Annotated in this window: 21 protein-coding genes and 1 rRNA gene; 3 read left to right on the top strand and 19 right to left on the bottom strand. The window is 70.3% G+C overall.

Features of this window, described 5'->3' with window-relative positions; genetic code table 11:
• From ACIPKM_RS11740 to otsA, 14 genes are all read right to left on the bottom strand, one after another.
• A 16S ribosomal RNA gene (locus ACIPKM_RS11740) occupies positions 1–279 on the bottom strand; the annotation flags it as partial.
• Positions 280–777: 498 nt separating this feature from the next.
• Complete coding sequence (locus ACIPKM_RS11735; RefSeq protein WP_070418535.1) at positions 778–1,548, bottom strand: fumarylacetoacetate hydrolase family protein; 771 nt, start codon at positions 1,546–1,548, stop codon at positions 778–780.
• Positions 1,549–1,578: 30 nt separating this feature from the next.
• The gene (locus ACIPKM_RS11730) at positions 1,579–2,688 is read right to left on the bottom strand and encodes a branched-chain amino acid aminotransferase (protein WP_402736777.1); all 1,110 of its coding nucleotides are present in this window, start codon (positions 2,686–2,688) and stop codon (positions 1,579–1,581) included.
• Positions 2,689–2,703: 15 nt separating this feature from the next.
• On the bottom strand, positions 2,704–3,771 hold the full coding sequence (locus tag ACIPKM_RS11725; RefSeq protein ID WP_402736776.1) for a 3-isopropylmalate dehydrogenase: 1,068 nt from the start codon (positions 3,769–3,771) through the stop codon (positions 2,704–2,706).
• 13 nt (positions 3,772–3,784) lie between these two features.
• Positions 3,785–5,374 carry a phosphoglycerate dehydrogenase gene (gene serA, locus ACIPKM_RS11720; protein WP_071294936.1) on the bottom strand — a complete coding sequence of 530 codons (1,590 nt, stop codon included), beginning with the start codon at positions 5,372–5,374 and terminating at the stop codon, positions 3,785–3,787.
• A 156-nt stretch (positions 5,375–5,530) separates the two neighbouring features.
• Entirely contained in the window at positions 5,531–5,911 is a 381-nt protein-coding gene (locus ACIPKM_RS11715) for a hypothetical protein (protein ID WP_071303821.1), read from the bottom strand.
• On the bottom strand, positions 5,908–6,348 hold the full coding sequence (locus ACIPKM_RS11710) for a hypothetical protein (protein ID WP_070418531.1): 441 nt from the start codon (positions 6,346–6,348) through the stop codon (positions 5,908–5,910). The genes ACIPKM_RS11715 and ACIPKM_RS11710 overlap by 4 nt, the downstream gene beginning before the upstream one ends.
• A 61-nt stretch (positions 6,349–6,409) precedes the next feature.
• Positions 6,410–7,600, bottom strand: a complete 1,191-nt coding sequence (locus ACIPKM_RS11705) for a mannitol-1-phosphate 5-dehydrogenase (protein ID WP_070418530.1) — start codon at positions 7,598–7,600, stop codon at positions 6,410–6,412.
• 209 nt (positions 7,601–7,809) lie between these two features.
• Entirely contained in the window at positions 7,810–8,835 is a 1,026-nt protein-coding gene (gene ilvC / locus ACIPKM_RS11700) for a ketol-acid reductoisomerase (protein WP_070418529.1), read from the bottom strand.
• A gap of 117 nt (positions 8,836–8,952) precedes the next feature.
• On the bottom strand, positions 8,953–9,453 hold the full coding sequence (gene ilvN, locus ACIPKM_RS11695; RefSeq protein ID WP_022907763.1) for an acetolactate synthase small subunit: 501 nt from the start codon (positions 9,451–9,453) through the stop codon (positions 8,953–8,955).
• Complete coding sequence (locus ACIPKM_RS11690; RefSeq protein ID WP_070418528.1) at positions 9,450–11,273, bottom strand: acetolactate synthase large subunit; 1,824 nt, start codon at positions 11,271–11,273, stop codon at positions 9,450–9,452. Before ACIPKM_RS11690 ends, ilvN begins: the two co-directional genes overlap by 4 nt.
• A 46-nt stretch (positions 11,274–11,319) precedes the next feature.
• Positions 11,320–13,014, bottom strand: a complete 1,695-nt coding sequence (ilvD, locus tag ACIPKM_RS11685; protein ID WP_070418527.1) for a dihydroxy-acid dehydratase — start codon at positions 13,012–13,014, stop codon at positions 11,320–11,322.
• Between the two features lie 107 nt (positions 13,015–13,121).
• The gene (gene otsB / locus ACIPKM_RS11680) at positions 13,122–13,904 is read right to left on the bottom strand and encodes a trehalose-phosphatase (protein ID WP_402736775.1); all 783 of its coding nucleotides are present in this window, start codon (positions 13,902–13,904) and stop codon (positions 13,122–13,124) included.
• The gene (otsA, locus tag ACIPKM_RS11675; RefSeq protein ID WP_070418525.1) at positions 13,897–15,489 is read right to left on the bottom strand and encodes an alpha,alpha-trehalose-phosphate synthase (UDP-forming); all 1,593 of its coding nucleotides are present in this window, start codon (positions 15,487–15,489) and stop codon (positions 13,897–13,899) included. The genes otsB and otsA overlap by 8 nt, the downstream gene beginning before the upstream one ends.
• Before the next feature lie 186 nt (positions 15,490–15,675).
• Here otsA and ACIPKM_RS11670 point away from each other — a divergent pair, with 186 nt between their 5' ends.
• Positions 15,676–18,228 (top strand): hypothetical protein, encoded by a 2,553-nt coding sequence (locus ACIPKM_RS11670; protein WP_402736774.1) that lies wholly within the window; start codon positions 15,676–15,678, stop codon positions 18,226–18,228.
• 67 nt (positions 18,229–18,295) lie between these two features.
• Positions 18,296–19,267 (top strand): magnesium transporter CorA family protein, encoded by a 972-nt coding sequence (locus ACIPKM_RS11665; RefSeq protein WP_402736773.1) that lies wholly within the window; start codon positions 18,296–18,298, stop codon positions 19,265–19,267.
• Here the strand turns inward: ACIPKM_RS11665 and ACIPKM_RS11660 are convergent.
• Positions 19,264–20,415: an SLC13 family permease gene (locus ACIPKM_RS11660; protein WP_070418522.1), complete on the bottom strand. Its 1,152-nt coding sequence runs from the start codon at positions 20,413–20,415 to the stop codon at positions 19,264–19,266. The two genes, ACIPKM_RS11665 and ACIPKM_RS11660, sit on opposite strands and share 4 nt — an antisense overlap.
• Positions 20,416–20,508: 93 nt before the next feature.
• On the opposite strand from ACIPKM_RS11660, the gene ACIPKM_RS11655 reads away from it, so the two are divergent.
• A complete protein-coding gene (locus tag ACIPKM_RS11655) occupies positions 20,509–20,700 on the top strand; it encodes a hypothetical protein (RefSeq protein ID WP_070418521.1) in 192 nt (63 codons plus the stop codon).
• Positions 20,701–20,805: 105 nt separating this feature from the next.
• Here ACIPKM_RS11655 and ACIPKM_RS11650 read toward each other — a convergent pair whose 3' ends face one another.
• From ACIPKM_RS11650 to ACIPKM_RS11635, 4 genes are all read right to left on the bottom strand, one after another.
• Entirely contained in the window at positions 20,806–21,972 is a 1,167-nt protein-coding gene (locus ACIPKM_RS11650; protein ID WP_070418520.1) for a mechanosensitive ion channel family protein, read from the bottom strand.
• Positions 21,973–22,079: 107 nt separating this feature from the next.
• The gene (locus ACIPKM_RS11645; RefSeq protein WP_402736772.1) at positions 22,080–22,994 is read right to left on the bottom strand and encodes a glycine betaine ABC transporter substrate-binding protein; all 915 of its coding nucleotides are present in this window, start codon (positions 22,992–22,994) and stop codon (positions 22,080–22,082) included.
• 14 nt (positions 22,995–23,008) lie between these two features.
• On the bottom strand, positions 23,009–23,986 hold the full coding sequence (locus ACIPKM_RS11640; protein ID WP_402736771.1) for an ABC transporter permease: 978 nt from the start codon (positions 23,984–23,986) through the stop codon (positions 23,009–23,011).
• Complete coding sequence (locus ACIPKM_RS11635) at positions 23,983–25,299, bottom strand: glycine betaine/L-proline ABC transporter ATP-binding protein (RefSeq protein WP_374475309.1); 1,317 nt, start codon at positions 25,297–25,299, stop codon at positions 23,983–23,985. The genes ACIPKM_RS11640 and ACIPKM_RS11635 overlap by 4 nt, the downstream gene beginning before the upstream one ends.
• Positions 25,300–25,378 lie beyond the last annotated feature (79 nt).

Raw genomic sequence — 25,378 nt, 5'->3', positions numbered from 1 at the left:
TCGTCGCCTTGGTGAGCCATTACCTCACCAACAAGCTGATAGGCCGCGAGTCCATCCCCAACCAAAAAATCTTTCCACCACCAGACCATGCGGCCGGCAGTCATATCCAGTATTAGACGTCGTTTCCAACGCTTATCCCAGAGTCAGGGGCAGGTTACTCACGTGTTACTCACCCGTTCGCCACTAATCCACCCAGCAAGCTGGGCATCATCGTTCGACTTGCATGTGTTAAGCACGCCGCCAGCGTTCGTCCTGAGCCAGGATCAAACTCTCCGTAAAAAATTACAACCAACACCCGAAGATGTCAGCGAGTTGATTCTGACTGTTGACTGTCTACTGACAATCTTCAATCCAAAAGGAATTGTCTCCGAACCCACCAGCAAGCTGATGAGTCACGGGGTCAATAAATTGGCATTGACAATGTGCACGCTGTTGAGTTCTCAAGGACCAGACGCACTCCCCACTCGTCCCGTAAAACACGAGCGTCGTCAGAGAGGCATTTCGTCTCACCCCGAACAGACCACTTCGAGAGTGGATCGTCATCGGGATTCGTTGCCTGAGCGGGACCCCGTCCGGACTGCATCTCCGGGGCGTTCGCTCCGGTGACCGTCTCGGCCGTTCCGTTCTCCGCCTCAGCGGCAACGAGTGATTACTCTACACACGCCCCGGGGGCCCCGCCAACCGTCCCGCACCCCGGGCGTGTCGCAGGGGCTGATCCGCGCGGAGACGCGGAACGGCCCGCCCCCACGGTGGGAGCGGGCCGTTCGGTGACGCATGTCAGTGCTTGGCGATGACCGGGTTCTTGAGTGTGCCGATCCCCTCGATCGTCACCTCGACGACCTCGCCGTCGCGGATCTCGCCGACGCCGGCAGGGGTGCCGGTCAGGATGACGTCGCCAGGGAGGAGCGTCCAGATCGACGAGACGAACTCGATGAGGGACGGGATGTCGTGCACCATCTCACTCGTCGAGCCCACCTGGCGCAGGTCGCCGTCCACGCGGGTCTCGATGCGGATGTCCGACGGGTCGATCTCGGTCTCGATCGCCGGCCCGAGCGGGCAGAAGGTGTCGAAGCCCTTGGACCGAGTCCACTGGCCGTCGCGCGCCTGCAGGTCACGGGCGGTCACGTCGTTGGCGATCGTGTAGCCGAGGATCACGCTCGCGAAGTCCTCGCGCGTGACGTTCTTCGCGAGCGACCCGATCACGATGGCGAGCTCGCCCTCGTGGTCGACGCGTCCGACCCCGGCGGGGAGACGGATCGGGTCCTCGGGGCCGATCACCGACGTGTTGGGCTTGAGGAACACCACCGGGTCGTCCCCGGAGCGCTCGTCCATCTCGGACGCGTGCTCGGCGTAGTTGAGCCCCACGCCGATCACCTTCGACCGCGGGATGACGGGGGCGAGGAGCTTGGCGTCCGCCAGGGGCACCCGCTCCCCCGTGGTCTCGAACCCCTGGTACATCGGGTCACCCGCCAGCACGACCAGGTCGCGCTCGTCGAGGATGCCGTACCGGGGGTCTTCGCCCTTGCTGCTGAACCGTGCGATCTTCACCGTTGGAGCCTATCGACGTGTGGTGTGCGTTCAGGCCGGGTCGGTCAGGCGCGTCATCCACCCGTGCGGGTCGGGACGGCGGCCGTACTGGATGTCGGTGAGTTCGTCGCGCAGGGACATCGTCAGCTCGCCGGCCCCGACGGTCGGCGACCCGATCGTGAAGCCCTCGCCGCGGAGTTCCGCGATCGGGGTCACGACGGCGGCGGTCCCGCACGCGAAGGCCTCGGTGATGGAGCCGTCCTCGACGCCGTCACGCCACTCGTCGAGGGTCACCCGACGGCGTTCGACGCGCAGCCCGCGGTCCTCCGCCAGCTGCAGGATCGAGTCGCGCGTGATGCCCTCGAGGATGGAGTCGGAGTCCGGCGTGACGAGCGTGCCGTCCGCCTTCACCAGCACGACGTTCATGCCCCCGAGTTCCTCGAGGTACTTGCCCTCGACCGAGTCGAGGAACATGACCTGCTGGCAGCCGTGCTCGTAGGCCTCTTGCTGGGGCAGGAGCGACGAGGCGTAGTTGCCGCCGGTCTTCGCCGCACCCGTGCCGCCCTTGCCGGCCCGCGCGTAGTTCGTGGACAGCCAGATCGACACCGGCTTCGGTCCGGAGGTGAAGTACGCCCCCGCCGGGCTCGCGATGCAGTGGTACGCCACCGCCTGTGCCGCACGCACCCCCAGGAACGACTCGGTCGCGATCATGAACGGCCGCAGGTACAGGCTCGTCTCGGCCGCCGAGGGCACCCAGTCGACGTCGGTCCGGACCAGCTCGCGGATGGAGTCCACGAAGGTCTCCACCGGCAGCTCCGGCAGCGCGAGCCGCCGCGCGGACCGCTGGAAGCGCTTGGCGTTGGCGTCCGGGCGGAACGTCCAGACCGAGCCGTCGGCGTGCCGGTAGGCCTTCAGCCCCTCGAAGATCTCCTGCGCGTAGTGCAGGACGCTCGCGCTGGGGTCGAGGCTGATCGGCCCGTACGGGTGGACCGAGGCATCGTGCCACCCGGCGTCCAGCGTCCACTGCACGGTGGCCATGTGGTCCGTGAAGTGCTTGCCGAAGCCCGGGTCGGCGAGGATCTCCTCGCGCTCGGCGGCGGCACGGCGCTCGGGCGAGGCGGTGGTGGCGAACGCGAGTCCGAAGTCGGTGTCGGTGCTCATACGGGGAGACTCCTGTCAGGCGGTGGTGGTGCGTGCCGTGGCCGCGGCGGCGATGGCGTCGCCGATCTCGGCCGTGCGACGCTGCGAGGTGCCCCGGTCGGCGAGGTCGGCCTCGACCGCCCGCGTGACCGCCGCCGCGAGGTCGCTGTGACCGATGTGGTCGAGCAGCAGTGCGACGGACAGGATGGCGGCCGTGGGATCGGCCTTCTGCTGACCCGCGATGTCCGGCGCGGAGCCGTGGACCGGCTCGAACATGCTGGGGAAGGTGCCGTCCGGGTTGATGTTGCCCGAGGCCGCCAGACCGATGCCGCCGCTGATCGCGCCGGCCAGGTCGGTGATGATGTCCCCGAAGAGGTTGTCGGTGACGATGACGTCGAACCTAGCAGGTTCCCGCACCATGTGGATGGTGACGGCGTCGACGTGCTGGTAGTCCACCGTGACGTCCGGGTACTCCTGCCCGACGGCCGCGACGGTGCGCTGCCAGAGGGCTCCGGCGTGCACCAGGACGTTGCTCTTGTGCACGAGCGTGAGGTGCTTGCGCGGCCGCCGGTCCGCCAGCTCGAACGCGTACCGGACGACGCGCTCGACGCCGTACGCGGTGTTCAACGAGACCTCGGTCGCGATCTCCTGCGGGGTACCGACGCGGATGGCGCCGCCGTTGCCGACGTACGGTCCCTCGGTGCCCTCGCGCACGACCACGAAGTCGACGTCACCGGGGGACGTCAGCGGCGTCGTGACCGACGGGTAGACGACGGTCGGGCGCAGGTTCACGTAGTGGTCGAAGGCGAACCGCAGCTTCAGCAGCAGCCCGCGCTCGATGATCCCGCCGGCGAGCCGGGGGTCGCGGGGGTCGCCGCCGACCGCGCCGAGCAGGATCGCGTCGTGGGTGGCGATGGCGGACATGTCGTCCTCGGTGAGGATGTCACCGGTCTCGAGGAACCGGTCGGCACCGAGGGAGAACGGGGTCTCCTCCACCACGAGGTCGTCCGGCAGCACCGCGTGCAGGACCTTCAGCGCCTCGTCGACCACCTCGGGTCCGATGCCGTCCCCGCGGATCACCGCGAGCTTCACCGTCTGCGTCATGTCCGCCACTCCCCTACAGCGTGATGTCGATCTCGCGGAGCGAGGCCGCGTCGATCGTGGACCGGACGTGCTCGAGGATCTCGGCCGGGACCGGCGAGTCGACGGTGAGGACGCTGAGCGCCTGGCCGCCGGCGGCTTCCCGCGAGATCTGCATCGCCGCGATGTTGATGCCGGCGTCGCCGAACTCCTTGCCGTAGACCGCGACGATGCCGGGCCGGTCGGTGTACTCCATCACCACGTGGTGCTCGGCGAGGGCGACCTCGACGTCGTGACCGTTGATCTCGACGAGCTTCGCGACCTGCTTCGGGCCGGTGAGCGTGCCGGACACGCTGATCGCCGGGCCGTCTGACTGGGCCCCGCGGATCGTGAGCACGTTCCGGTACTCGGGGCTGTCCGAGTCGGTGATGAGCCGCACGGTGACCCCGCGCTGCTCGGCGATCAACGGTGCGTTCACGTAGGACACCTGGTCGCTGACGACGTCGGTGAAGACGCCCTTGAGCGCCGCGAGCTTCAGCACGCTGACGTCGAACTCGGCGAGCTCGCCGTGCACCTCGACGTCGATGCTGGTGACGGGCGACGTCGCGAGGCCGGTGAACACCTGACCGAGCTTCTCGACGAGCGGGATGCCCGGGCGCACGTACGGGTCGATGACGCCACCGGCGACGTTGACCGCGTCGGGGACGAGTTCTCCGCCGAGGGCGAGCCGCACGGACTTGGCGACCGAGACGCCCGCCTTCTCCTGCGCTTCGTCCGTCGAGGCACCGAGGTGCGGCGTGACGACGACGTTCGGGAGCGCGACGAGCGGCGAGTCCTTCGGGGGCTCGGACACGAAGACGTCGAGACCGGCGCCGGCGATCGTGTTCGAGGTGAGCGCACGGTGCAGCGCGTCCTCGTCGATCAGCCCGCCACGGGCGACGTTCACGACGAACGCGGTCGGCTTCATGAGCGCGAACTGGTCGTCCGAGATCATGCCGACCGTCTCCGGCGTCTTCGGCATGTGGATCGTGGTGAAGTCGGCGCGCTTGAGCAGGTCCTCGAGCGAGACGAGCTCGACCCCGAGCTGCTGGGCACGGGCCGTGGTGACGTACGGGTCGTACGCGATGACCTGGACGCCGAACGCCTGCAGGCGCTGGGTGATGAGCGCACCGATGCGGCCGAGACCGATGATGCCGACGGTCTTCTCGTACAGCTCGACACCGGTGTACGCGGAGCGCTTCCAGGTGCCGGCGGCGAGCGACGCGTGTGCGGCCGGGATGTGGCGCGCGAGCGACAGGATGTGGCCGACCGTGAGCTCGGCGGCGGAGATGATGTTCGACGTCGGCGCGTTGACGACCATCACCCCTGCGGTGGTGGCCGCCTTGATGTCGACGTTGTCGAGGCCGACACCGGCACGGGCGACGACCTTGAGGTTCGGGGCCGCGGCGATCGCCTCGGCGTCGACCTTGGTGGCGGAGCGCACCAGGATGGCGTGCGCATCGGCGAGGGAGGCCAGGAGGGCGGGGCGGTCGGTACCGTCCACGTTCCGGATCTCGAAGTCGGGCCCGAGGGCGTCGACTGTGGCGGGCGAGAGTTCTTCGGCGATCAGGACGACCGGCTTCGGCACAGCTGCAGTTTCCTCACACGAGACGGGCGGTATCCCACCATCGTATCGACGTGCGCACGTGGTTACGACCGCCGGGTCGGTCCGGTGGGCGACCCCACGACGGACGGGAGGCGCGGTGCCAGCCGGCACCGCGCCTCCTGGCCGTCGGACGGACCGTCAGAAATCCAGCAGCCGCGGCACGAAGAGCTGCAGATCGAGCCACAGCGCGCCGGCGGCGGCGAACGCGAGGACGAAGACACCGATCGTCACCGCGAGCCGCGCGCGACGGCTGACCCACAGCGCGACGACGAACGCGACCGGCGCGATCGCGATGTCCAGCACGAGCCACACCCACGGGGTGCTGCGGGCCAGCGAGTCGCCGCCGGACGTCGTGCCGAGGAACGCGTTGAACGCGCGGACGGACTGCGAGACGGTCACGAGGTTGCCGACGCTCTGCACGGTCATGTACGCGAACAGCAGGGCGAACACGAGCCAGACGACGACCTTGCCGACGAACGCCCGGGACGACCGACGGACGGTCGGCGTCGCCGCGGTCACCCGAAGCTCCGCGTCATGAGGAACGGCCACGGGAAGAGGACGAGGGCGCCGAGCAGCATCCACAGCAGACGGCTCCGCGTGCGCTGTCCACGGCCGGCCCAGAGCACGACGGTGAACCACAGCGCGGGTGCGACGATCGACAGGAACCGCAGGACCTCGACGAAGACGGTCAGCACGGTGTCGACGTCCGAGACGTACGAGGTCGAGGCCGTGAGCAGCCACGCCACCGTGTAGAGCAGGTACAGGCCACCGAAGACGCCGAACCCGATGAGCGCGCCGGAGGTCTCGGGGGCCTCGGGGTCACGGCCGGAGCGTTCCTTGACGGTGACCGGGTTGTGCGCCGCGTCGACGTGGGTCGCGTCGTCGGCGTCGCCCCAGCTGAGGGCGTCGTCGTCGTGGTCGACCGAGCCGTCGGGCGGGGATGCTGCCGTGGTCATGCCTCGATTCTACGAGGCGTGCCGCTCCGGCTCGACCACGGACGACCGGTGCGGCCGCCGGTCAGACGTCGGCGGGCTGGGTCTCGAGGACCTCGGCGACGACCTCGCGCACCGCGGGGAACAGCGGGTGGCTCTCCATCAGGCCGGTGAGGATCTCGGTGAGGGCGTGTGCCGTCGCACCCGAGCGGAGCAGCGCGTGCAGCTCGATCGACTCGGGGTCGTTCTCGTCGTCGAAGTCGAGCGCGACGCGCACGGCGCCGAGCAGGTGGTCGACGGGGAGCCCGCGTTCGGCGAGCTGCGCGGCCGGGCCGACGAAGCGCTCGCGGCGGCCGAGCTTCCGGAGCGGGTTGCGTCCGACGCGGACGGTCGTGTCCGGGAGGTGCGGGTTCGCGATGCGGGAGAGGTTCGCGGCGACGTAGCGCGCGTGCTCCTCCGGGTCGAAGCCGTGCTTGGCGACGAGGAGCGCGGTGGTCTCGGCGAGGACGCCGTCGACCTCGGCGCGGACGGCCTCGTCCTCGAGTGCCTCGCGGATGAGGCGGATGCCCCGGACGTAGCCGTGGTAGGCGGCCGTCGCGTGCGCGGTGTTCACCGTGTAGAGCTTGCGCTCGACGAACGGCTGCAGGTCGTCGACCCAGGTCACGCCGTCGATCGCCGGCGGCTCGGCGTCGGAGTCGGCGAAGGGCGTGCGCTCGATGACCCACTCGTAGAACGGCTCGAGCACGACGTCGAGGCCGCCGGACTGGCCGAGCACCCCGGACTGGTCGGGGACGATGCGGTCGATGGCGCAGTTCGCGAAGACGGCGGCGATGTCGCGGTCCTCGAGGATGGGGGCACGACGGATGCTGGCGTGCAGGGAGTCCGTCGCGTTGAAGGCGTTCTCGCACGCCACGATCGTGACGTCGCCACGGTCGAGCGGCCGGGCCGCCAGCCCCTCGGCGATGACGGGGGCGACGAGCGGGAGGGTCCGGGCGCCGACCGCGGTCGTGACGACGTCGGCTTCGGCGATGGCCCGGACGACCTGCTCGCGGTCGGTCTTGCTGCTGAGGGCCGTGAACCCGTAGACGAGGTGCTCGACCGGCATCTCGCCGACCTCGTGCACGACGAACCGGCCGGCTTCGTTCAGTGCCGAGACGACGCGGTCGTCGACGTCCACGAAGGTGAGCTCGTAGCCGCTCGCGACCAGGAACTGCCCCACGAACCCGCGTCCGATCTTGCCGGCGCCGATGTGGACCGCTCGCTTCGTCACCGCCATCCGACGATCCTCCCATGCTGGACGACGACCTGAGGACCGCCCATGTCCGGGCCGGACGACGGTCGTCGCGAAACGTCCCCGGGAACGCCGAGGGGACGCCGGTGGGCGGCGTCGGGGCTGGTGGTGAAGTGCTGCATAACGTTCGGGTCACATCGCGAGGCGGCGGTGCGGGTGCACCGCCGCCTCGTCGTCGAGTGGTGTTGCGAAGACTACCGCGCGGCGGAACCGTCCACGTAGTCGGCGTCGTTCGACTTCCACGCGAAGAGGGCGCGCAGCTCGCGACCGGTCGCCTCGATCGGGTGGCCCTCGCCCTTGGCGCGGAGTGCCTTGAACTCCGGCGCGCCGGCGTCCTGGTCGTCGATGAAGCGCTTCGCGAAGGCACCGTTCTGGATGTCCGCGAGGACGGCCTTCATGTTCTCCTTGACCTCGGGCGAGATCACGCGCGGGCCGGAGACGTAGTCACCGAACTCGGCCGTGTCGGAGATCGACCAGCGCTGCTTCGTGAGGCCGCCCTCCCAGATGAGGTCGACGATGAGCTTGAGCTCGTGCAAGACCTCGAAGTAGGCGATCTGCGGCTGGTAGCCGGCCTCGACCAGGGTCTCGAAGCCGTACTGGATGAGCTGCGAGGTGCCACCGCACAGGACGGCCTGCTCGCCGAACAGGTCGGTCTCGGTCTCCTCGGTGAAGGTCGTCTTGATGCCGCCGGAGCGGAGGCCGCCGATGGCCTTCGAGTACGACCACGCGAGGTCCCAGGCGGAGCCGGACGCGTCGACCTCGACGGCGACGATCACGGGGACGCCGCGGCCGGCCTCGTACTCGCGGCGCACGGTGTGCCCCGGGCCCTTGGGGGCGACGAGCGACACGTCGACGCCCTCCGGCGCCTGGATGTAGCCGAAGCGGATGTTGAAGCCGTGGCCGAAGACGAGCGTGGCGCCCGGCTTGAGGTTGGGCTCGATGTCGTCCTTGTAGACGATGCGCTGGACCTGGTCCGGCGCGAGGATGACGACGACGTCCGCCCAGGCCGTGGCGTCGGCCGGGGTGAGGACCTCGAAGCCGGCCTCTTCCGCCTTCTGGCGGCTCTTCGAGCCCTCCTGCAGGCCGATCTTGACCTCGACGCCGCTGTCGCGGAGGTTGAGGGCGTGGGCGTGGCCCTGCGAGCCGTACCCGATGACGGCGACCTTCTTGCCCTGGATGAGCGTCAGGTCGGCGTCGGCGTCGTACACGATGTCAGTCACGGTGGTGGTTCTCCTGTGGTCGGTTCGGGAAGCGTTGGTTGCGGTGAGTCGGGAGGAGACGGACTGGAGGCGCGGTGCGGGTGGCGACCCGCGCCTCCAGTCCGTCACGGGTCGCGGTCAGCGCACCCGGTCGGTGATGCTCTTGGGCCCACGGCCCATGCCGAGGAGGCCCGCACGGGCGAGCTCCTTGATGCCGTAGGGCTCGAGCACGCGGAGGATCGCCTGGATCTTGCCGGGGTCGCCGGTCACCTCGACGATGAGCGAGTCATTCGCGACGTCGACGACCTGCGCACGGAACAGGTTCACTGCCTCGAGCACGGCCGAGCGCGTCTGGTTGTCCACCCGCACCTTCACGAGCATGTGCTCGCGCTGGACGGACTGGGAGAAGTCCAGCTCGACGATCTTGATGACGTTGACCAGCTTGTTGAGCTGCTTCGTCACCTGCTCGAGCGGGAGGTCCTCGACGTCGACGACGACCGTGATCCGGCTGAGGCCGTCGACCTCGGTGTTGCCGACCGCGAGGGACTCGATGTTGAACCCGCGGCGCGCGAACAGCCCGGCGACGCGGGTCAGCAGACCCGGCTTGTCCTCGACGAGGAGGGAGAGGACGTGGCTCATGCGGTTTCCCCCGTCATGTCGGCGTCCTCGTCGTCCCAGGTGGGGGCGAGGGCCTGGGCGTACTCGATGGACGAGTTGCTGACTCCCTGCGGGACCATCGGCCAGACCATCGAGTCGCGGCTCACGACGAAGTCGATCACCACGGGGCGGTCGTTCGTCTCGAGGGCGAGCTGGATGGCGGCGTCGACCTCGTCCGCCTTCTCGACGCGGATGCCGAGGGCACCGTACGCGTCCGCCAGCTTCACGAAGTCGGGCACGCGGCGCGAGTCGTGGCCGGTCTCGAGGTCGGTGAACGAGTGGCGGCCGTCGTAGAACAGCGTCTGCCACTGCCGCACCATGCCGAGCGACGAGTTGTTGATGATCGCGACCTTGATCGGGATGTCGTTGATGACGCAGGTCGCGAGCTCCTGGTTGGTCATCTGGAAGCAGCCGTCGCCGTCGATCGCCCAGACCACGCGGTCCGGCTCGGCGACCTTCGCGCCCATCGCGGCGGGGACGGAGTAGCCCATCGTGCCCGCGCCGCCGGAGTTCAGCCAGGCGTTCGGACGCTCGTACTTGATGAACTGCGCCGACCACATCTGGTGCTGCCCGACGCCGGAGGCGTAGATCGCCTCGGGGCCGCTCAGCTCGCCGATGCGCTTGATGATGGCCTGCGGCGCCAGCAGTCCGTCCGTCGGCTCCGCGTAGCCGAGCGGGAAGTCGACCTTGAGCTGCTCGAGCTTCGCCCACCACTCGGCGGTGCTCGCACGCTGGTCGGTCGGGATGCCGCCCCACGCGTCGAGCAGGTCGACCAGGACCTCTTTCGCGTCGCCCACGATCGGGACGTCGGCGAAGCGGATCTTCGAGATCTCGGCCGGGTCGATGTCCACGTGCACGACCTTGGCGTTCGGCGCGAACTCGTCGGCCTTGCCGGTCACGCGGTCGTCGAAGCGGGCACCGAGCGCGATGATGAGGTCGCTGTCCTGCAGACCGAGCACCGCCGGGACGGTGCCGTGCATGCCGGGCATGCCGAGGTGCTGCGGGTGCGAGTCGGGGAAGGCGCCCCGTGCCATCAGCGTCGTGACGACCGGCGCACCGGTGGCCTCGGCGAAGCGGAGCAGCTCGGCGGTCGCCCGGGAGCGGATGACGCCGCCGCCGACGTAGAGCACCGGGCGCTCGGACTCGGCGAGGAGCTGCGCGGCCGCGGTGATCTGCTTGCCGTGCGCCTTGGTGACCGGCCGGTAGCCGGGCAGGTCGATCTTGGGCGGCCAGACGTACGGCGCCGACTTCTGCTGGGCGTCCTTCGTGATGTCGACCAGCACGGGGCCGGGGCGTCCGGTCGTCGCGATGAGGTGCGCCGCGGCGAGGGTCGCCGGCACGTCGGCCGGGTCGGTCACGAGGAACGAGTGCTTCGTGATCGGCATCGTGATGCCGACGATGTCGGCTTCTTGGAAGGCGTCCGTCCCCATCAGGGTCGAGAAGACCTGGCCGGTGATGGCGATGAACGGCACCGAGTCCATGTAGGCGTCGGCGATCGCGGTGACGAGGTTCGTCGCACCGGGGCCCGAGGTCGCGATGGCGACGCCGACCTTGCCGGACGCCGAGGCGTAGCCCTCGGCGGCGTGGCCGGCGCCCTGCTCGTGCCGGACGAGGACGTGGCGGATCGTCTGCGACGCCATGAGCTCGTCGTAGAACGGGATGATCGCACCGCCCGGCAGGCCGAAGACGTCGGTGATCCCGAGGTGCTCGAGCGTCCGGAGGACGGCTCCCGAGCCGGTCAGGATCTCCGGCGTCCGGCGTGCACCGGCGGCCGCGGACAGCGGAGTGGCTTCCGTGGGCATGAGGTGTTCCTTGCCTGGAGTGATGGCGATGGTGCGTGTGTCGACGCTAGCCCGTGACCGCGCCCTTGGCGGCGGACTGGACGAGCTTCGCGAACTTCGCGAGGACTCCGCGGGTGTAGCGCGGGGGCAGCGGGGCCCAGCCTTCTCGGCGGGCTTCCAGCTCGGCTTCGTCGACCAGTAGGTCGAGCGAGCGAGCCGCGATGTCGACACGGATGCGGTCGCCATCGCGCACGAATGCGACTGGACCTGCGTCCACCGCTTCCGGTGCGATGTGGCCGATGCACAGGCCGGTTGTGCCGCCTGAGAATCGTCCGTCCGTCAACAGTAGTACATCCTTGCCGAGTCCAGCGCCCTTGATGGCCGCCGTGATGGCGAGCATCTCACGCATGCCCGGGCCGCCCTTGGGACCCTCGTACCGGATGACGACGACGTCGCCCTTCTGGATCTTCCCCTCGGTGAGGGCGTCCATGGCGGCGCGCTCGCGGTCGAACACCCGTGCGGGACCCTCGAAGACCTCGGCGTCGAAGCCGGCCGTCTTCACCACGGCACCCTCCGGCGCGAAGGAGCCCTGCAGGATCGTCAGGCCGCCGGTGGCGTGGATCGGGTTGTCGAGCGTCCGGAACACCTCGCCGTCGAGCTCCGGCGGGTCGATCTCGGCCAGGTTCTCGGCAAGGGTCTTGCCGGTGACGGTCATGACGTCGCCGTGCAGCAGGCCGGCGTCGAGCAGCGCCTTCATGATCACCGGGATGCCGCCGTTGCGGTCCACGTCGACCATGACGTACTTGCCGAACGGCTTCATGTCGGCGAGGTGCGGGACCTTCGAGCCGATGCGGTTGAAGTCGTCGAGGGAGAGCTCGACCTCGGCCTCGTGCGCGATCGCGAGGAGGTGGAGGACGACGTTCGTGGAGCCTCCGAGTGCCATGGCGACGGCGATGGCGTTCTCGAACGCCTCCTTCGTGAGGATCTGGCGCGCGGTGAGGCCCAGGCGGAGCATGTTCACCACGGCCTCGCCGGAGCGGTGCGCGTAGTAGTCACGCCGACGGTCGGCGCTGGGCGGCGCTGCCGAGCCGGGGAGCGACATGCCGAGGGCCTCGGCGACCGACGCCATGGTGTTCGCGGTGTACATGCCGCCGCAGGCGCCCTCGCCCGGAACGATCGCACACTCGATCTTCTTGAGTTCCTCTTCCGACATGGTGCCGGCCTTGCACGCGCCGACGCCCTCGAAGGAGTCGATGATCGTGACCTCCTTGAAGGAGCCGTCGGCCTGCTTCACGTAGCCCGGCATGACCGAGCCCGCGTAGAGGAAGACGCTCGCGAGGTCGAGGCGCGCGGCCGCCATGAGCATGCCTGGAAGGGACTTGTCGCAGCCGGCGAGCAGGACGGTGCCGTCCAGCCGCTCGGCGTTCACGACGGTCTCGACGCTGTCGGCGATGACCTCACGCGAGACGAGGGAGAAGTGCATGCCCTCGTGGCCCATCGAGATGCCGTCGGAGACGGAGATGGTGCCGAACTGGAGCGGGTACCCGCCGCCGGAGTGGACGCCCTCCTTCGCCCCCTGCGCGAGGCGGTCGAGGGAGAGGTTGCACGGGGTGATCTCGTTCCACGAGGAGGCGATGCCGATCTGCGGCTTCTCCCAGTCCTCGTCCCCCATCCCGACGGCACGCAGCATGCCACGCGAGGTGGTTGCTTCGATCCCGTCGGTGACGACCCGGCTGCGCGGCTTGACGTCGATATCAGGCATGGGGTGAGTCTAGGCGCAGTTGGGATACCAAGCCGACAACTCCATGCATCCGCATGGGTGACGGGCGGTCCAGGAGGCGCGGCGCGGGTCCGTCGGGTCGCTGCGGGTCAGCGCGTGGCGCGGATCCGCGCGAGCTGCTTCAGCACGTCGGTGAGCGCCGCCGGGTCGGCGACGCGGTAGCCGGCGAGCGTGTCGCCCTCCCCCACCTTCACGCCGACGTCGCCGTCGCGGAGCACCCGGAAGGCGTCCTCGTCGGTGACGTCGTCGCCGGCGAAGAACACCGCGTCGGCGCCGTGCAGGTCGCGCAGCCGGGCGATCGCGTCGCCCTTGGTGACGTGCCGGACGGCGAACTCGAGGATGTCCTTGCCCCCGCGTTCGAGGACGTCCGGGTCGGCCTCGTGCGCGGCGGCACTCGCGGCGGCGTTCGCCTCGGCCGCGACCTCGGCGCTCACCCGGCGGGTGTGCACGCCGTGGCCGGCCGGCTTGTGCTCGATGACGACACCCGGGAACCGCTCCCCGACCGCGTCGAGCGCGGTGCCGATCCGGGCCACGCGGGTCTGCTCGTCGTCGGTGAGGGCCGCTTCGTCGTGCCCGTCGACGCGCCACTCGACGCCGTGCGACCCGACGAGGGCCATCTCGGCGGGGGCGTGCGTCACCGCGGCGAGGCTGTCCAGCGGGCGCCCGGAGACCAGGACGACCTCGGTGTCCTTCGCCCGGTGCAGGGTGAGGACGGCCGCCCACGAGCCGGGCAGCGCGCCGACCTGCGACGGGTCGTCGGCGAACGGCGCGAGCGTGCCGTCGAAGTCGAGGGCGACGATGAGTCGCGGCGCAGCCGCGAGCGTCTCGAGGGCCCGGTCGACGGCGGTCTGGTCGGTGGTCGTCTCAGGCATCACGCGCCTCCCGGGTGTCCTCGGCAGCACGCGCCGTCTGGGCGTCCTGGTCGAAGATCGACATGTTGTCCGTCTGCGCCTCGCGGTGCTGGTCCTTTGGGTCCGCCGCGGAGGGGTCGATCTGCGCGTTCTTCGGGGCGTGGCGGTCGAGCGCCTCGAGGAACGAGCGCGACCAGCGCGCCACGTCGTTGTCGCGGACGCGCTTGCGGAGGGCCCGCATGCGGGTCGAGCGTTCGCGTCGGGGCATCTCGATCGCGCGCTGGATCGAGTCCTTCAGCGCGCCGATGTCGTGCGGGTTGACGATGACGGCCTGCTTCAGTTCGTCGGCGGCACCGGCGAACTCGGACAGGATGAGGACGCCGTCGTTGTCGAACCGGGCCGCGACGTACTCCTTCGCGACGAGGTTCATGCCGTCGCGGAGGGCCGTGACGAGCATGATGTCGGCGGCGAGGTAGAGCGCCACCATCTCCTCGCGCGGGTAGCCGTGGTGCAGGTAGGCGATCGGCTGGTGTCCGATCACGCCGAGGTCGCCGTTGATGCGGCCGACCGTGAGCTCGATCTCGTCGCGGAGCGTGGCGTACGTGTCGACGCGCTCGCGGCTCGGGCTGGCGACCTGCACGAGGGTGGCGTCCTCGACCGCGATGCGACCGTCCTCGACGAGTTCGCCGAAGGCCTTGATCCGGTGGCGGATGCCCTTCGTGTAGTCGAGGCGGTCGACGCCGAGCAGCACGGTCTTCGGGTTGCCGAGGCTCGCACGGATCTCACGGGCGCGCTCCTGCACCTCGGGCCGGTGCGCGATCTCCTCGAAGCCGGCGGCGTCGATGGAGATCGGGAAGTGCCGGGCCTCGACGTGCCGCACCGTGATGCCCTTGCGGCTGCGCGGTGCGTCCGGGTCGTCGACGGGGACGTCGATCGTCTGCCCCTTGGTCGTGTAGCCCTTGATGTGCCGGACCGCCCGGAGGAAGTCGCTCGCGTCGTCGTGCCGCTGGAAGCCGATCACGTCCGCCCCGAGCAGGCCGTCGAGGATCTGCGCGCGCCACGGGAGCTGGGCGTAGATGCCGACGGGCGGGAACGGGATGTGGTTGAAGAAGCCGATCGTCAGGTCCGGGCGGAGCTCGCGGAGGAGGGCGGGGACGAGCTGCAGCTGGTAGTCCTGCACCCAGACGATGCCGTCCTGCTCGACGATCTCGGCGATCTGCTCGGCGAAGCGCTGGTTCACGCGCTTGTACGCGTTCCACCAGTCGCGGTGGTAGCTCGGGTGCTCGATGACGTCGTGGTAGAGCGGCCAGAGGGTGTCGTTGCTGAACCCCTCGTAGTACTCCTCGACGTCGTCGTTGCTCAGCGGGACGGGCACGATGTGGATGCCCTCGTTGTCGAACGGGGCGACCTCGACGTCGGGCTGGCCGACCCAGCCGACCCAGGCACCGTCGTTCGCGCGCATCACCGGTTCGAGTGCGGTGACGAGGCCGCCGGGCGAGTGCCGCCAGCCCTCGTTGCCGTCCTCGTCGACGATGCGGTCGACCGGCAGGCGGTTCGAGGCGACGACGAAGGCGTAGCGGGTCTGTTCGGTGCGGGGTGCTGCCATGGGGTGCTGGGGTCTCCGTTCCGCCCGGCACGAACGCCGGGTTCGGTGCCGAAGTTACCAGCGTGCCGACAGCGGATTCACGGCGGATCGACGGCTTCCGGTACGCTGCGTCCATCGTGTCGGGGGGACACGCAGGTGACGCACGGGGTCGTCACCGCCCTCTCGACGAGAGAGGACCCAACCGTCGTGAGCGATCAGTCGCCCGTCCCGCCCGTTCCGCCCGGGCCCCCGTCAGCCGCGCCGGCAGCGTCGGACCCGCTCGGTCGCCTGCTCCGCGCCGTCCCCGGTCGCGACTGGGTCGCCGCCGTCGTCGCGGCCGTCGGCGGGTGGGTCGCGGCGTACGTCGTCGCGGCGATCTCGCTGCTCCTGACGGTCGCCGTGGCCGCCGCCGGTTCCGGTCCGGTGTCCACGGGCTCGTCCTCGGGCCTCGGCACCGGCGGCTCCGACCTCGGGTCGGCCGGGGCGCCCGACGTCCAGTCGCTGCTGTCGGGTGTGAGCGTGCTGCTGGGGTCCCCGGCACAGCTCGTCGCCCTCGCGGACCTCGGGCGGCTGCACGGCTCCGGTTCGATCCTGCTGCTCGGTTCCGGGTCGGGGTCGGTCGGCGTCGTGCCCGTGCTGGTGCTCGCGGCGCAGGTCGTGCTCGCGGTCGTGCTCACGCGCCGCATCCGGAGCCGGGTCCTCGCGCTCCCGCAGCTCGTCGTCACGGCGGTCGTCGCCGGGCTCGTGACCACCGCGGTCACCACGCTCGCCGGCCTCGTGCTCGCCATCCGGTTCCCCGCCGTCTCCGGGGTGCAGATCGACCCCGTGCACGCCGTGGGGATCGGTAGCGTGCTCGGGTCGTTCGTGATCGGCACCCTCGCGGTGCTGCTCGCCCGTCCGTCGCTGCTCGTCGGCCGGAGCACCTCCGTCGCCCGGGCACTCGGTGCCCTGCGGGTCGCCGCGTGGCAGCTCGGCGGGCTCCTCGTCCTGCTCGCCCTCGTGCTCGTCGTCGTGGCGCTCGTCGCGCAGCCGTCGTGGGGCGCCGCCCTGCCGCTGCTGCTCGGCAACGCGGCCGTCGCCCTGACCGCGCTCGGCTTCCTCGGCGGGGTCGGCACCTCCGGACTCGGTGCCGCCGGGAGCGACGCCTCGGTGTTCGCGGGCGCCGGCGGCTGGACCTGGCTCGTCGTCCTGCTCGTCGTCGTGAGCTCGTTCGCGGCCGGTCTGGCGCTCGCGGTGCGCCGGAACGACCGGGTCCGCACGACGCTCGACTGGGTCGCGACGCCCGTGGTCTGGTTCGTCGCCGGACTCGTGCTGTTCGTGCTCGGCACCGGCGTGGTGTCCTACCAGGTGACCGGTTCGAGTGCGGTCGGCGGGTCCGGCTCGGTCGGTGTGGCCCCGTGGACGCCCGTCGTCTTCGCGCTCTGGGGTGCGGCCATCGAGGTCGTCGCCCGGTACGTAGCGCCCGTGCTGCTCCCCCGCCTCGGCGGCGGCGTGCTGCTGCGGACGGCGCGCGTGGTCGGGACCGACCCGGTGCCGGCTCGGCCGACCGTTCCGCTCGACGGGTCCGCCGGCGCTAGCGTGCCCAGGGCACCCGTCGCTCCCGCCACGGGGGCGACCGGCTCGGCGGCCGACGGTGCGGCTCCGGTGTGGGCGGTGCCCGACGATGCGGCGGCCCCGGCGGCCACGGCAGACCCGTCGCAGCCGGACCAGCCCGTCCAGTCCGTCCAGCCCGGTGCGCCGGTCGGCCAGCCGCACCCGAGCCAGCCCTTCGTCGGCCAGGGCGCCCCCGCCCCCGCGCCGATGTCCCCGCACGCGAAGAAGGTCCTCGTGCGCTCCCTCGTCGCGGGCGGCGCGGTCGTCGTGGTCGTCGTGGCGGGAGCGATCACCACGGGCGTGCTCCGCACCACCGTCTGGGGCCCCGGACCCACGGCCCGGTCGTACGTCGACGCGATCGCCCAGGGCGACGCGGACACCGCGGCGAGCCTGAGCGAGGTGACCGGCGACGCCTCGATGCTCGACTCCGCCGTGCTGCAGAGCGCGAAGGACCGTCCCACCGACGTCCGCGTCGGCCGGGTGTCGACCAGCGGGGACACCGCGTACGCGAACGTCACCTTCCGGCAGGGCGACGCGCAGCGCTCGGGTCAGATCGTCCTCGAGCGGACCGGCACGTCGTTCCTCGTGAAGGACGAGTGGCGCGTCACGGAGCCGCTCACGGACCGCGTGACGGTCTCGGCCGCGCAGGTCCTCGAGGGCGCCGACGTGACGGTCGGCGGCAAGAAGGTGGGCGAGATCGAGAACGGCGCCTTCACGTCGCTCGCCTACCCCGGCAGCTACCAGGTCGAGGTCGGCGGCACGGAGTACTTCACCGGCGGCACCGAGACGCTCCGCGTGGGGTCGTCGAGCTCGCCGTACGCCGACTTCGAGGCGAAGCCCACGAAGCAGCTCGAGACCGATGCCGAGCAGTACGTGTCGGACCTCATCGACGACTGCGCGGCGAAGACCGACATCAGCTACGCGGACGGCTGCCCCTGGTACGGCCCGTACGACGCGGACGGCGCCGTGCAGTACGACGTCCGGTCGAAGCCGGATCTCGAGGTGCAGTCCTCCGGGGGCGGACTCGTCGAGGTGACGAGCACCGCGGACGGCAGGATCGGGTACTCGTACACGGACTACTTCGGCGACGCGCAGAAGAGCGAGGACACGTTCGACGTGGACGTCTACCTGAAGGTCGAGGACGGGAAGCTCGTCTCGGCGTACTGAGAGCCCGTACCGCGTGCACGGCCGACCCTGGAGTCCCGGGGTCGGCCGTCTCACTAGGCTCGACCCCATGGTCATGACACGGGCGTGGCGGAACGGCACCGCGGCGGAACGGGACTTCCCGGTCGACCGGATCTCCGAGCTCATCGCCGAGGACGGCACCTTCGTGTGGGTGGACTACACCGACCCCGATCCGTCCGACCTCGAGCACGTCGAGGCCGAGCTCGGCATCCACGCGCTCGCGGTCGAGGACGCCGTCGAGCGCGGCCAGCGCCCGAAGCTCGATCGGTACCGCGACAGCCTCTTCCTGGTCGTCTACGACGTGGGCGGCCTCGACCACGCCGGGGGCCTCACCACGCACGAGGTGAAGGCCTTCGTGACCGAGCACGCCCTCGTCACGATCCACGGCAGCGACGTCGACACCGGGGCCATGGAGCGCCGGCTCGACGCGACCACGGACATCGCCGACCACGGCGTCCCGTGGTTGATGTGGGGCCTGCTCGACGCGGTCACGGACCACGCCACGAACACGGTCGAGGACATCGAGCGCCGGATCGACGCGCTCGAGGAGGACCTCTTCGAACACGGCACCCCGCGTGAGAAGCAGATCCAGCGGCGATCGTTCCGCCTCCGCAAGGCCCTGGGCGTCCTGCGCCGTCAGGTGGTCCCCACGCGGGACAGCGTCGCCTCGTTGCTGCACGGGGACGCCGAGACGATCTCGGACGGCATCCGCCCCTACTTCCGCGACGTCGAGGACCACCTCGTGTCGATCACCGACTCCGTCGACCAGCTCCGCGACGCGGTGTCGAGCGTCCTCGACACGAACCTCAACCTGGCGTCGAACCGGCAGAACACGGTCATGAAGAAGGTGACGAGCTGGGCGGCGATCATCGCGATCCCGACGGCGATCACGGGGTTCTTCGGCCAGAACCTGAAGTTCCCGGGAATGGGCGAGTGGAGCGGGCTCTACTTCTCCCTCGGGCTCATCATCGCCTCATCGCTGACGCTGTACCGGGTCTTCAAGGCGAAGGACTGGCTCTAGAGCCGAAGCGCGAGGACCCCGGCGACGACGGTGAGCGGTGCCACGATGCACCCGAGCGCCATGTACCGCCCCCACGACAGGTGGACGCCCTCGGACGACAGTCGTGCGTGCCACAGCAGCGTCGCGAGCGAGGCCCACGGCGTGATGAGGCAGCCGGCGTTCACCCCGACGAGGAGCGCCGCGTAGCGCAGGGCCTCGTGCCCGGCGGCCGGCTCGAGCACCAGGTAGGCGGGCAGGTTGTCGATCGCGTTCGCCGCCAGCGCGCCGGCACCGCCGAGCACCAGGAGCGACCCCGTCCCGGTGCCACCGGAGAGCGCAGCCACGATCGGGTCGGTGATGCCGGTCGTGTGCAGCGTCTCGACGACCACGAACAACCCGGCCGCGAAGACGAGCGTCGACCACGGCACGCGCGACGGCTTGAGTTCCGACGGCGCCCGGAAGGCCGCGACGACCACGAGCACGACCGCCGCGGCGATCGCGGCGATCCACACCGTGACGCCGGCGGTCAGGGCGATCACCAGCGCGACGAGCACCGCCGACGCCGACCAGAAGAACACCGGGTCGGTCGCCGCCCGGACCGAGACCGGCGTGTACCGACCGAAGAGCTTGCCGCGGAACACCACGAGGAGCACGGCGCACGGGATCACGACACCGGCGAGCGCCGCCCACACCATGAGCCCGGCGAACGGGATCGGCCCGTCGAGCCCGATGCGGTCGACGGCGAGCAGGTTCGTCAGGTTCGACACCGGCAGCAGCAGCGACGCGGTGTTCGCGAGCCACACGGTCGTCAGCGCGAACGGCATCGGCGGGAGTCCGACCCGCCGGGCGAGCGTGATGACGATCGGGGTGAGGAGCACGGCCGTGGTGTCGATCGACAGGAACACGGTGCAGAGGACCGCGAGCACGACCACGGCGCCCCAGAGCCCGATCGTCCGACCGCCCCCCACCCGTGCGGCGACGTCGGCGAGCCGGTCGAAGACCCCGGCGTCCGCCGCGAGCTCGGCGACGACGGTGAGTCCGAGCACGAAGGCCAGCACCGGGACGACCCGGTCGGCGAGCTCGGCGAGGTCGGACAGTGGGAGCAGCCCGAGGGCGACGCACACCGCGCCCACCACGAGCAGGACTCCCCCGATGACGGCCTGGCGCACGACGACTCCTCCACGAGCGCGCCGGGCAGGGCGTCCGGCGGCGCTCCAATGTACTGGCCGGTAGCGTTGACGGGACGACGACAGGAGGAACCCGTGCGGAAGTTCATGTTCAGCGGTGCGGTGTGGAGTTCGATCATCAGCGGCTACAGCGTGGTGCAGACCACGCGGCAGGGCCCGCGTGACTGGCGCCTCGCGCTGACGTGGGTGGCGTGGATCGCGACGACGCTCGTGGCGATCGGCACGGTCGTCGAGGACGACCGCGCCGTCAAGGCCAAGCAGCCGTAGACCGCGACGCGACCCGGTGACGGGACGCGACCCGGTGACGGACGGGAGGGACGGTGCCAGCTGGCACCGTCCCTCCCGTCCGTCCGTCGGTTCCGGGCCGGCCGGTCAGCGCTCCGACCGCGGGATGTCCGAGGTCTGGATCGGTCCCGTGAAGAGCGCCGCACGGTCGTCCTGGTCCGGCGTGAACAGCGCGGACTCCGACGCGGTCGACGCCGCGCGCCGTCGCGGCGCCGCGACCTCGTCCACCATGAGCACCCGCTGGACCGGCAGCGCGTCGGGATGGGTCCGCTGGATCCAGTCGACGAGCTCCTCGCGGATGTAGCAGCGCAGGTCGAACAGGGACGGCGCGTCGTGCGAGGTCGCGAGGACCCGGACACGCACGGACCCCTGCACGGCGTCGGTGACCTGCAGGACCTTCACCCGGCGGTCCCAGAGCTCGGTGCGGTCGAGGATCCGGTCGAGCTCGGCCCGCATCTCCCCCGGCCGGACCCGCCAGTCGAGGTCGAGCTCGACGGCACCGAGCAGCTCGCTGTTGGTCCGGGTCCAGTTCTCGAACGGCGTGCTCGTGAAGTACGTCGACGGCAGCACGAACCGCCGGTCGTCCCACAGGTGCACGACGACGTAGGTGAGGGTGATCTCCTCGATCCGCCCCCACTGCTGCTCGACCACGACGACGTCGTCGACACGGATCGACCCGGAGAACGCGAGCTGCATGCCGGCGAAGACGTTGCCCAGCGTCGACTGCGCTGCGAGGCCGGCGATGACGGAGATGAGCCCCGCCGACGCGAGCACGCTCGCCCCGGCTGCCTCGACCCCCGGGAAGGTCAGCAGGATCGCGCCGATGCCGATGATCACGAGGACCGCGACGGTCAGCCGGCGGATCACGAGGACCTGCGTGCGGATGCGGCGGGCCTGCCGGTTGTCCGGGACGTCGATGCGGAAGCGGTGCAGGCCGAGGTCCTCGAGGAAGATCGCGATCTGGCACGCCAGCCAGGTGCCCGCAGCGATCGTGGCGATGAGGAAGCCGTGCGACACCGGCGCGCGCCACGGGAAGGCGTCCGGCCGGTTCGGGACGCTCGTGACGAACGCGACCCAGAGGAGCACGACGAGCAGTTCGGTGCGGAACGGGTGCTTCATGCGTCGGGAGAGCACGGCCGCCCAGCGTTCCCGCCGCGCGAGTGCACGGAAGACGAGGTGCAGGACGAGCGCGGCGGCGGCGGTGACGAGCAGCGCGACGCCGATCGCGACGAGGAGCCGGAGGAGGATGTCCATCCCTCCATCGAAGCGGTGGACGACGGACGTCGTTCAGGAACGCGACCACCCACATGACAGGAGGCGCGGCGCCGGACCGGCACCGCGCCTCCTGGCAGGGGCTGCTGCTACTTCGTCGAGGTGAGCGAGTCCACGTAGTCCTGGTGCTCGGACGCCCACTTCGCGGTGATCGCCGGGTACTCGCTCGTCTTCGCGCCGCTGTTCACGAGCGCGTTCTCGAGCGAGTAGAGCGTGTCGGAGTCCATCGCGAAGTCCTCCATCCACTTCGACGCCTGCGGGAACTCGTCGGCGAAGTCCTTCTTGGCGATGGTGTGGATCTCCTCGTTCTTGCCGAGGGCGCCCTTCGGGTCCTCCAGGTCCTTGATCGGGAAGGCGTCGTACGCCCAGTGCGGACGCCACAGCGTCACGACGACGTCCTCCTTCTTCGCGATCGCGGCCTTGAGGTCGGCGAGCATCGCCGGCGTCGAGCTCGTGATGAAGTCCATCCCGTCGAGGCCGTACTGCGGGATCACCTGGTCCTGCACGACCTTCGTCTCGCCGGCTGCGGGCTCGATGCCGACGATCTTGTTGCCGAAGTCCGAGGCCTTCGCCTTCAGTTCTTCGATCGAGTCGATGTCCGAGTACTCCGGCACGGCGAGCTCGAGCGACGCCTGCTCGTTCCACGCGCCGAGGTCCGTGAGGTCCTTTCCGTACGTGTCCATGTACTCCTTGTGCGTGTTCGGCAGCCAAGTGTCGAACACGACGTCGTAGTCGCCGGATGCGAGGCCCGTGTAGGCGGGTGCGACGTCGGAGTTCGTGAGCTGGACGTCGTAGCCCTTCTCCTCGAGGACGTGCTTCCAGAGGTAGCTCGCGGCGGTGTCCTCGTCCCAGCCGTTGAAGACGACGACGAGCATGGACTTCTGGTCGCCGTTGTCGAGCGTGCCGGAGGCGCCGTAGTACCCGGGCGGCATGCACGCGGACAGGCCGAGGGCGGTGGCGGCGGCGAGTGCGGCGGCCGCGAGGGTGCGCTTGGTTCGCTTCATGATCTGTTCCTTCCTCACGCGTCGACGGTCTGGCGGTCGGTGACCGCTTCGGTGGTGGCGGCGGTCTGGGCGGTCGCCGCGTTCGGCGTCGCGGTCGCGGTGGGCTTCCGCTTCGCGCGTCCGAAGAGCCTGGAGGCGCGGCCCGAGTCACCGCCGAGCGCTGCGGTCAGGCGGTCCAGCAGGATCGCCAGCACCACCACTGACAGGCCGGCCTCCGCACCGAGACCGACGTCGATGCGGTTCAGCGAGGCGACGATCTGCTCGCCGAGTCCCCCGGCGCCGACCATGCCGGCGATGACGACCATCGAGAGCGACAGCATGATGACCTGGTTGACGCCCGCCATGATGCTGGCCTTCGCGAGCGGCAGCTGGATCTGGCGGAGGATGCGCCAGGGGCTCGACCCGAACGCGGCGCCGGCCTCGACGACCTCGCTCGGGACCCCACGGATGCCGAGCTCGGTGAGCCGGACGCCCGGAGCCATCGCGAACACGATCGTCGCGACGATGCCGGGGACGACGCCGACGCGGAAGAGCAGCAGCGCCGGGATCAGGTAGACGAAGGCCGGGGTGGTCTGCATGAAGTCGAGCACCGGGCGGATGATCCGGCTGGCGGTGTCCGAGCGGGCGGCCCAGATGCCGAGCGGGATGCTGAACACGACAGCGAGCCCCGCGGCGACGATCACGAGGGCGAGGGTGTCCATCGCGTTCGTCCACTGGCCGACGCTCACGATGAAGAGCAGACCGACGGCGGCGCCGAGTGCGAGCTTCCAACCCTTCGCGACGAACGCCAGGACCACGAGGATCGCGACGACCACCCAGAACGGCGGCGTGGAGAGGAAGTACTCCATCCACGCGTCCATCCACGTGAACACGTAGCGGACGACGTCGAAGAAGCCGGAGAGGTAGGTGGTGATCCAGTCGACGATCGCTGCGACCCAGGTGCCGAGGGGCAGGTGGAAGTCGCCGAAGGAGTTGGTTCCGGGGGTGATCATGCGTGGTCTCCTTCGGCGAGGGTCGAGTCCATGTCGGAGTCGGAGATGCGGGTGACCGGCTCGAGCACCGGGATGGGCATCGTCGCCGTCGGCACGTTGCCGAGGGCGGCGAGCAGGGTGACGCGCGGGACGACTCCGAGCAGGCGCCCCTCGTCGTCGACGACCGCGATGGGCAGCGGCGACTCCACCGCGAGCTCGAACAGATCGGTCAGCGCGGTCTCCGGCGCGACCCGGGCGTACTCGGTGTTGACGATGGCGTCGAGGTTCGTGTCGCCGGCCTTGACCTGGCGCATGACGTGCCGGTCGCGGACCCAGCCCTCGAGCTTCCGGCCGCGTCCGGTCACGAAGACCGCGGCCGTCTGCAGGTCGCGCATGGTCCGGAGCGCGCCACGCGGGCCGACGGTCAGCGGGACCGCTGCACGTGCGGGCTCCATGACGCTCGATGCGGTGAGCACGCGGGCACGGTCGACGTCCTGCACGAACTGGGCGACGTAGTCGTTCGCGGGGTCGGTGAGGATGTCCTCCGGCGAACCGATCTGCACGATCCGGCCGTCGCGCATCACGGCGATCCGGTCGCCGAGGAACATGGCCTCGTTGAGGTCGTGCGTGATGAAGACGATCGTCTTGCCGAGGCGCTGCTGCAGGTCGACGAGCTGCTCCTGCATCTCGCGGCGGATGAGCGGGTCGAGGGCGCTGAAGGCCTCGTCCATCAGCAGGACGTCGGTCTCGGCGGCGAGGGCGCGGGCGATGCCGACGCGCTGCTGCATGCCGCCGGAGAGCTCGTCGGGCTTGGCGTCCGCCCAGACGTCGAGTCCGACCAGGCCGATGACCTCGCGGGCCTTGGCCAGCCGGGTGGCCTTGTCGACGCCGTTGACCTCGAGGCCGTACGCGACGTTCTCGAGCACCGTGCGGTGCGGCAGCAGCGCGAAGTGCTGGAAGACCATCGACACGCTGGTGCGTCGGATCTCGCGGATCTCCTTCGGCGTCGCCTTGGTGACCGTCCGGCCGCCGATCTCGACGCTGCCCGCGGTCGGCTCCAGCAGGCCGTTCAGCATGCGGATGAGCGTCGACTTGCCCGAGCCGGACAGGCCCATGACGACGAAGATCTCGCCGGGACGCACGTCGAAGGACGCGTCGATGACGGCTGCCGAGCCGAGGTCACGGACCTCGTCACGGGTGGCGCCGTCGGCCAGGCGGCGGACCGCTTCACCGGGTCGGCGGCCGAAGACCTTGTAGGCGCCGTGCACGCGCACGGCCGGGACGTCGGTGGGGTGGTCCGGCGTGACGGCACGCCGGTCCTGGGGTGGTGCGATGGTCAACGGTGCTCCTCGCGGGACCGCGGCGCGGAACGGCGCACGGCGGTACCGGTGGTTGCGGACGGGTCGCCCGGCA

Source organism: Curtobacterium sp. NPDC086286, from assembly GCF_044746255.1.
Classification (GTDB): Bacteria; Actinomycetota; Actinomycetes; order Actinomycetales; family Microbacteriaceae; genus Curtobacterium.
This window is presented reverse-complemented; position numbering and strand designations above follow the sequence as displayed.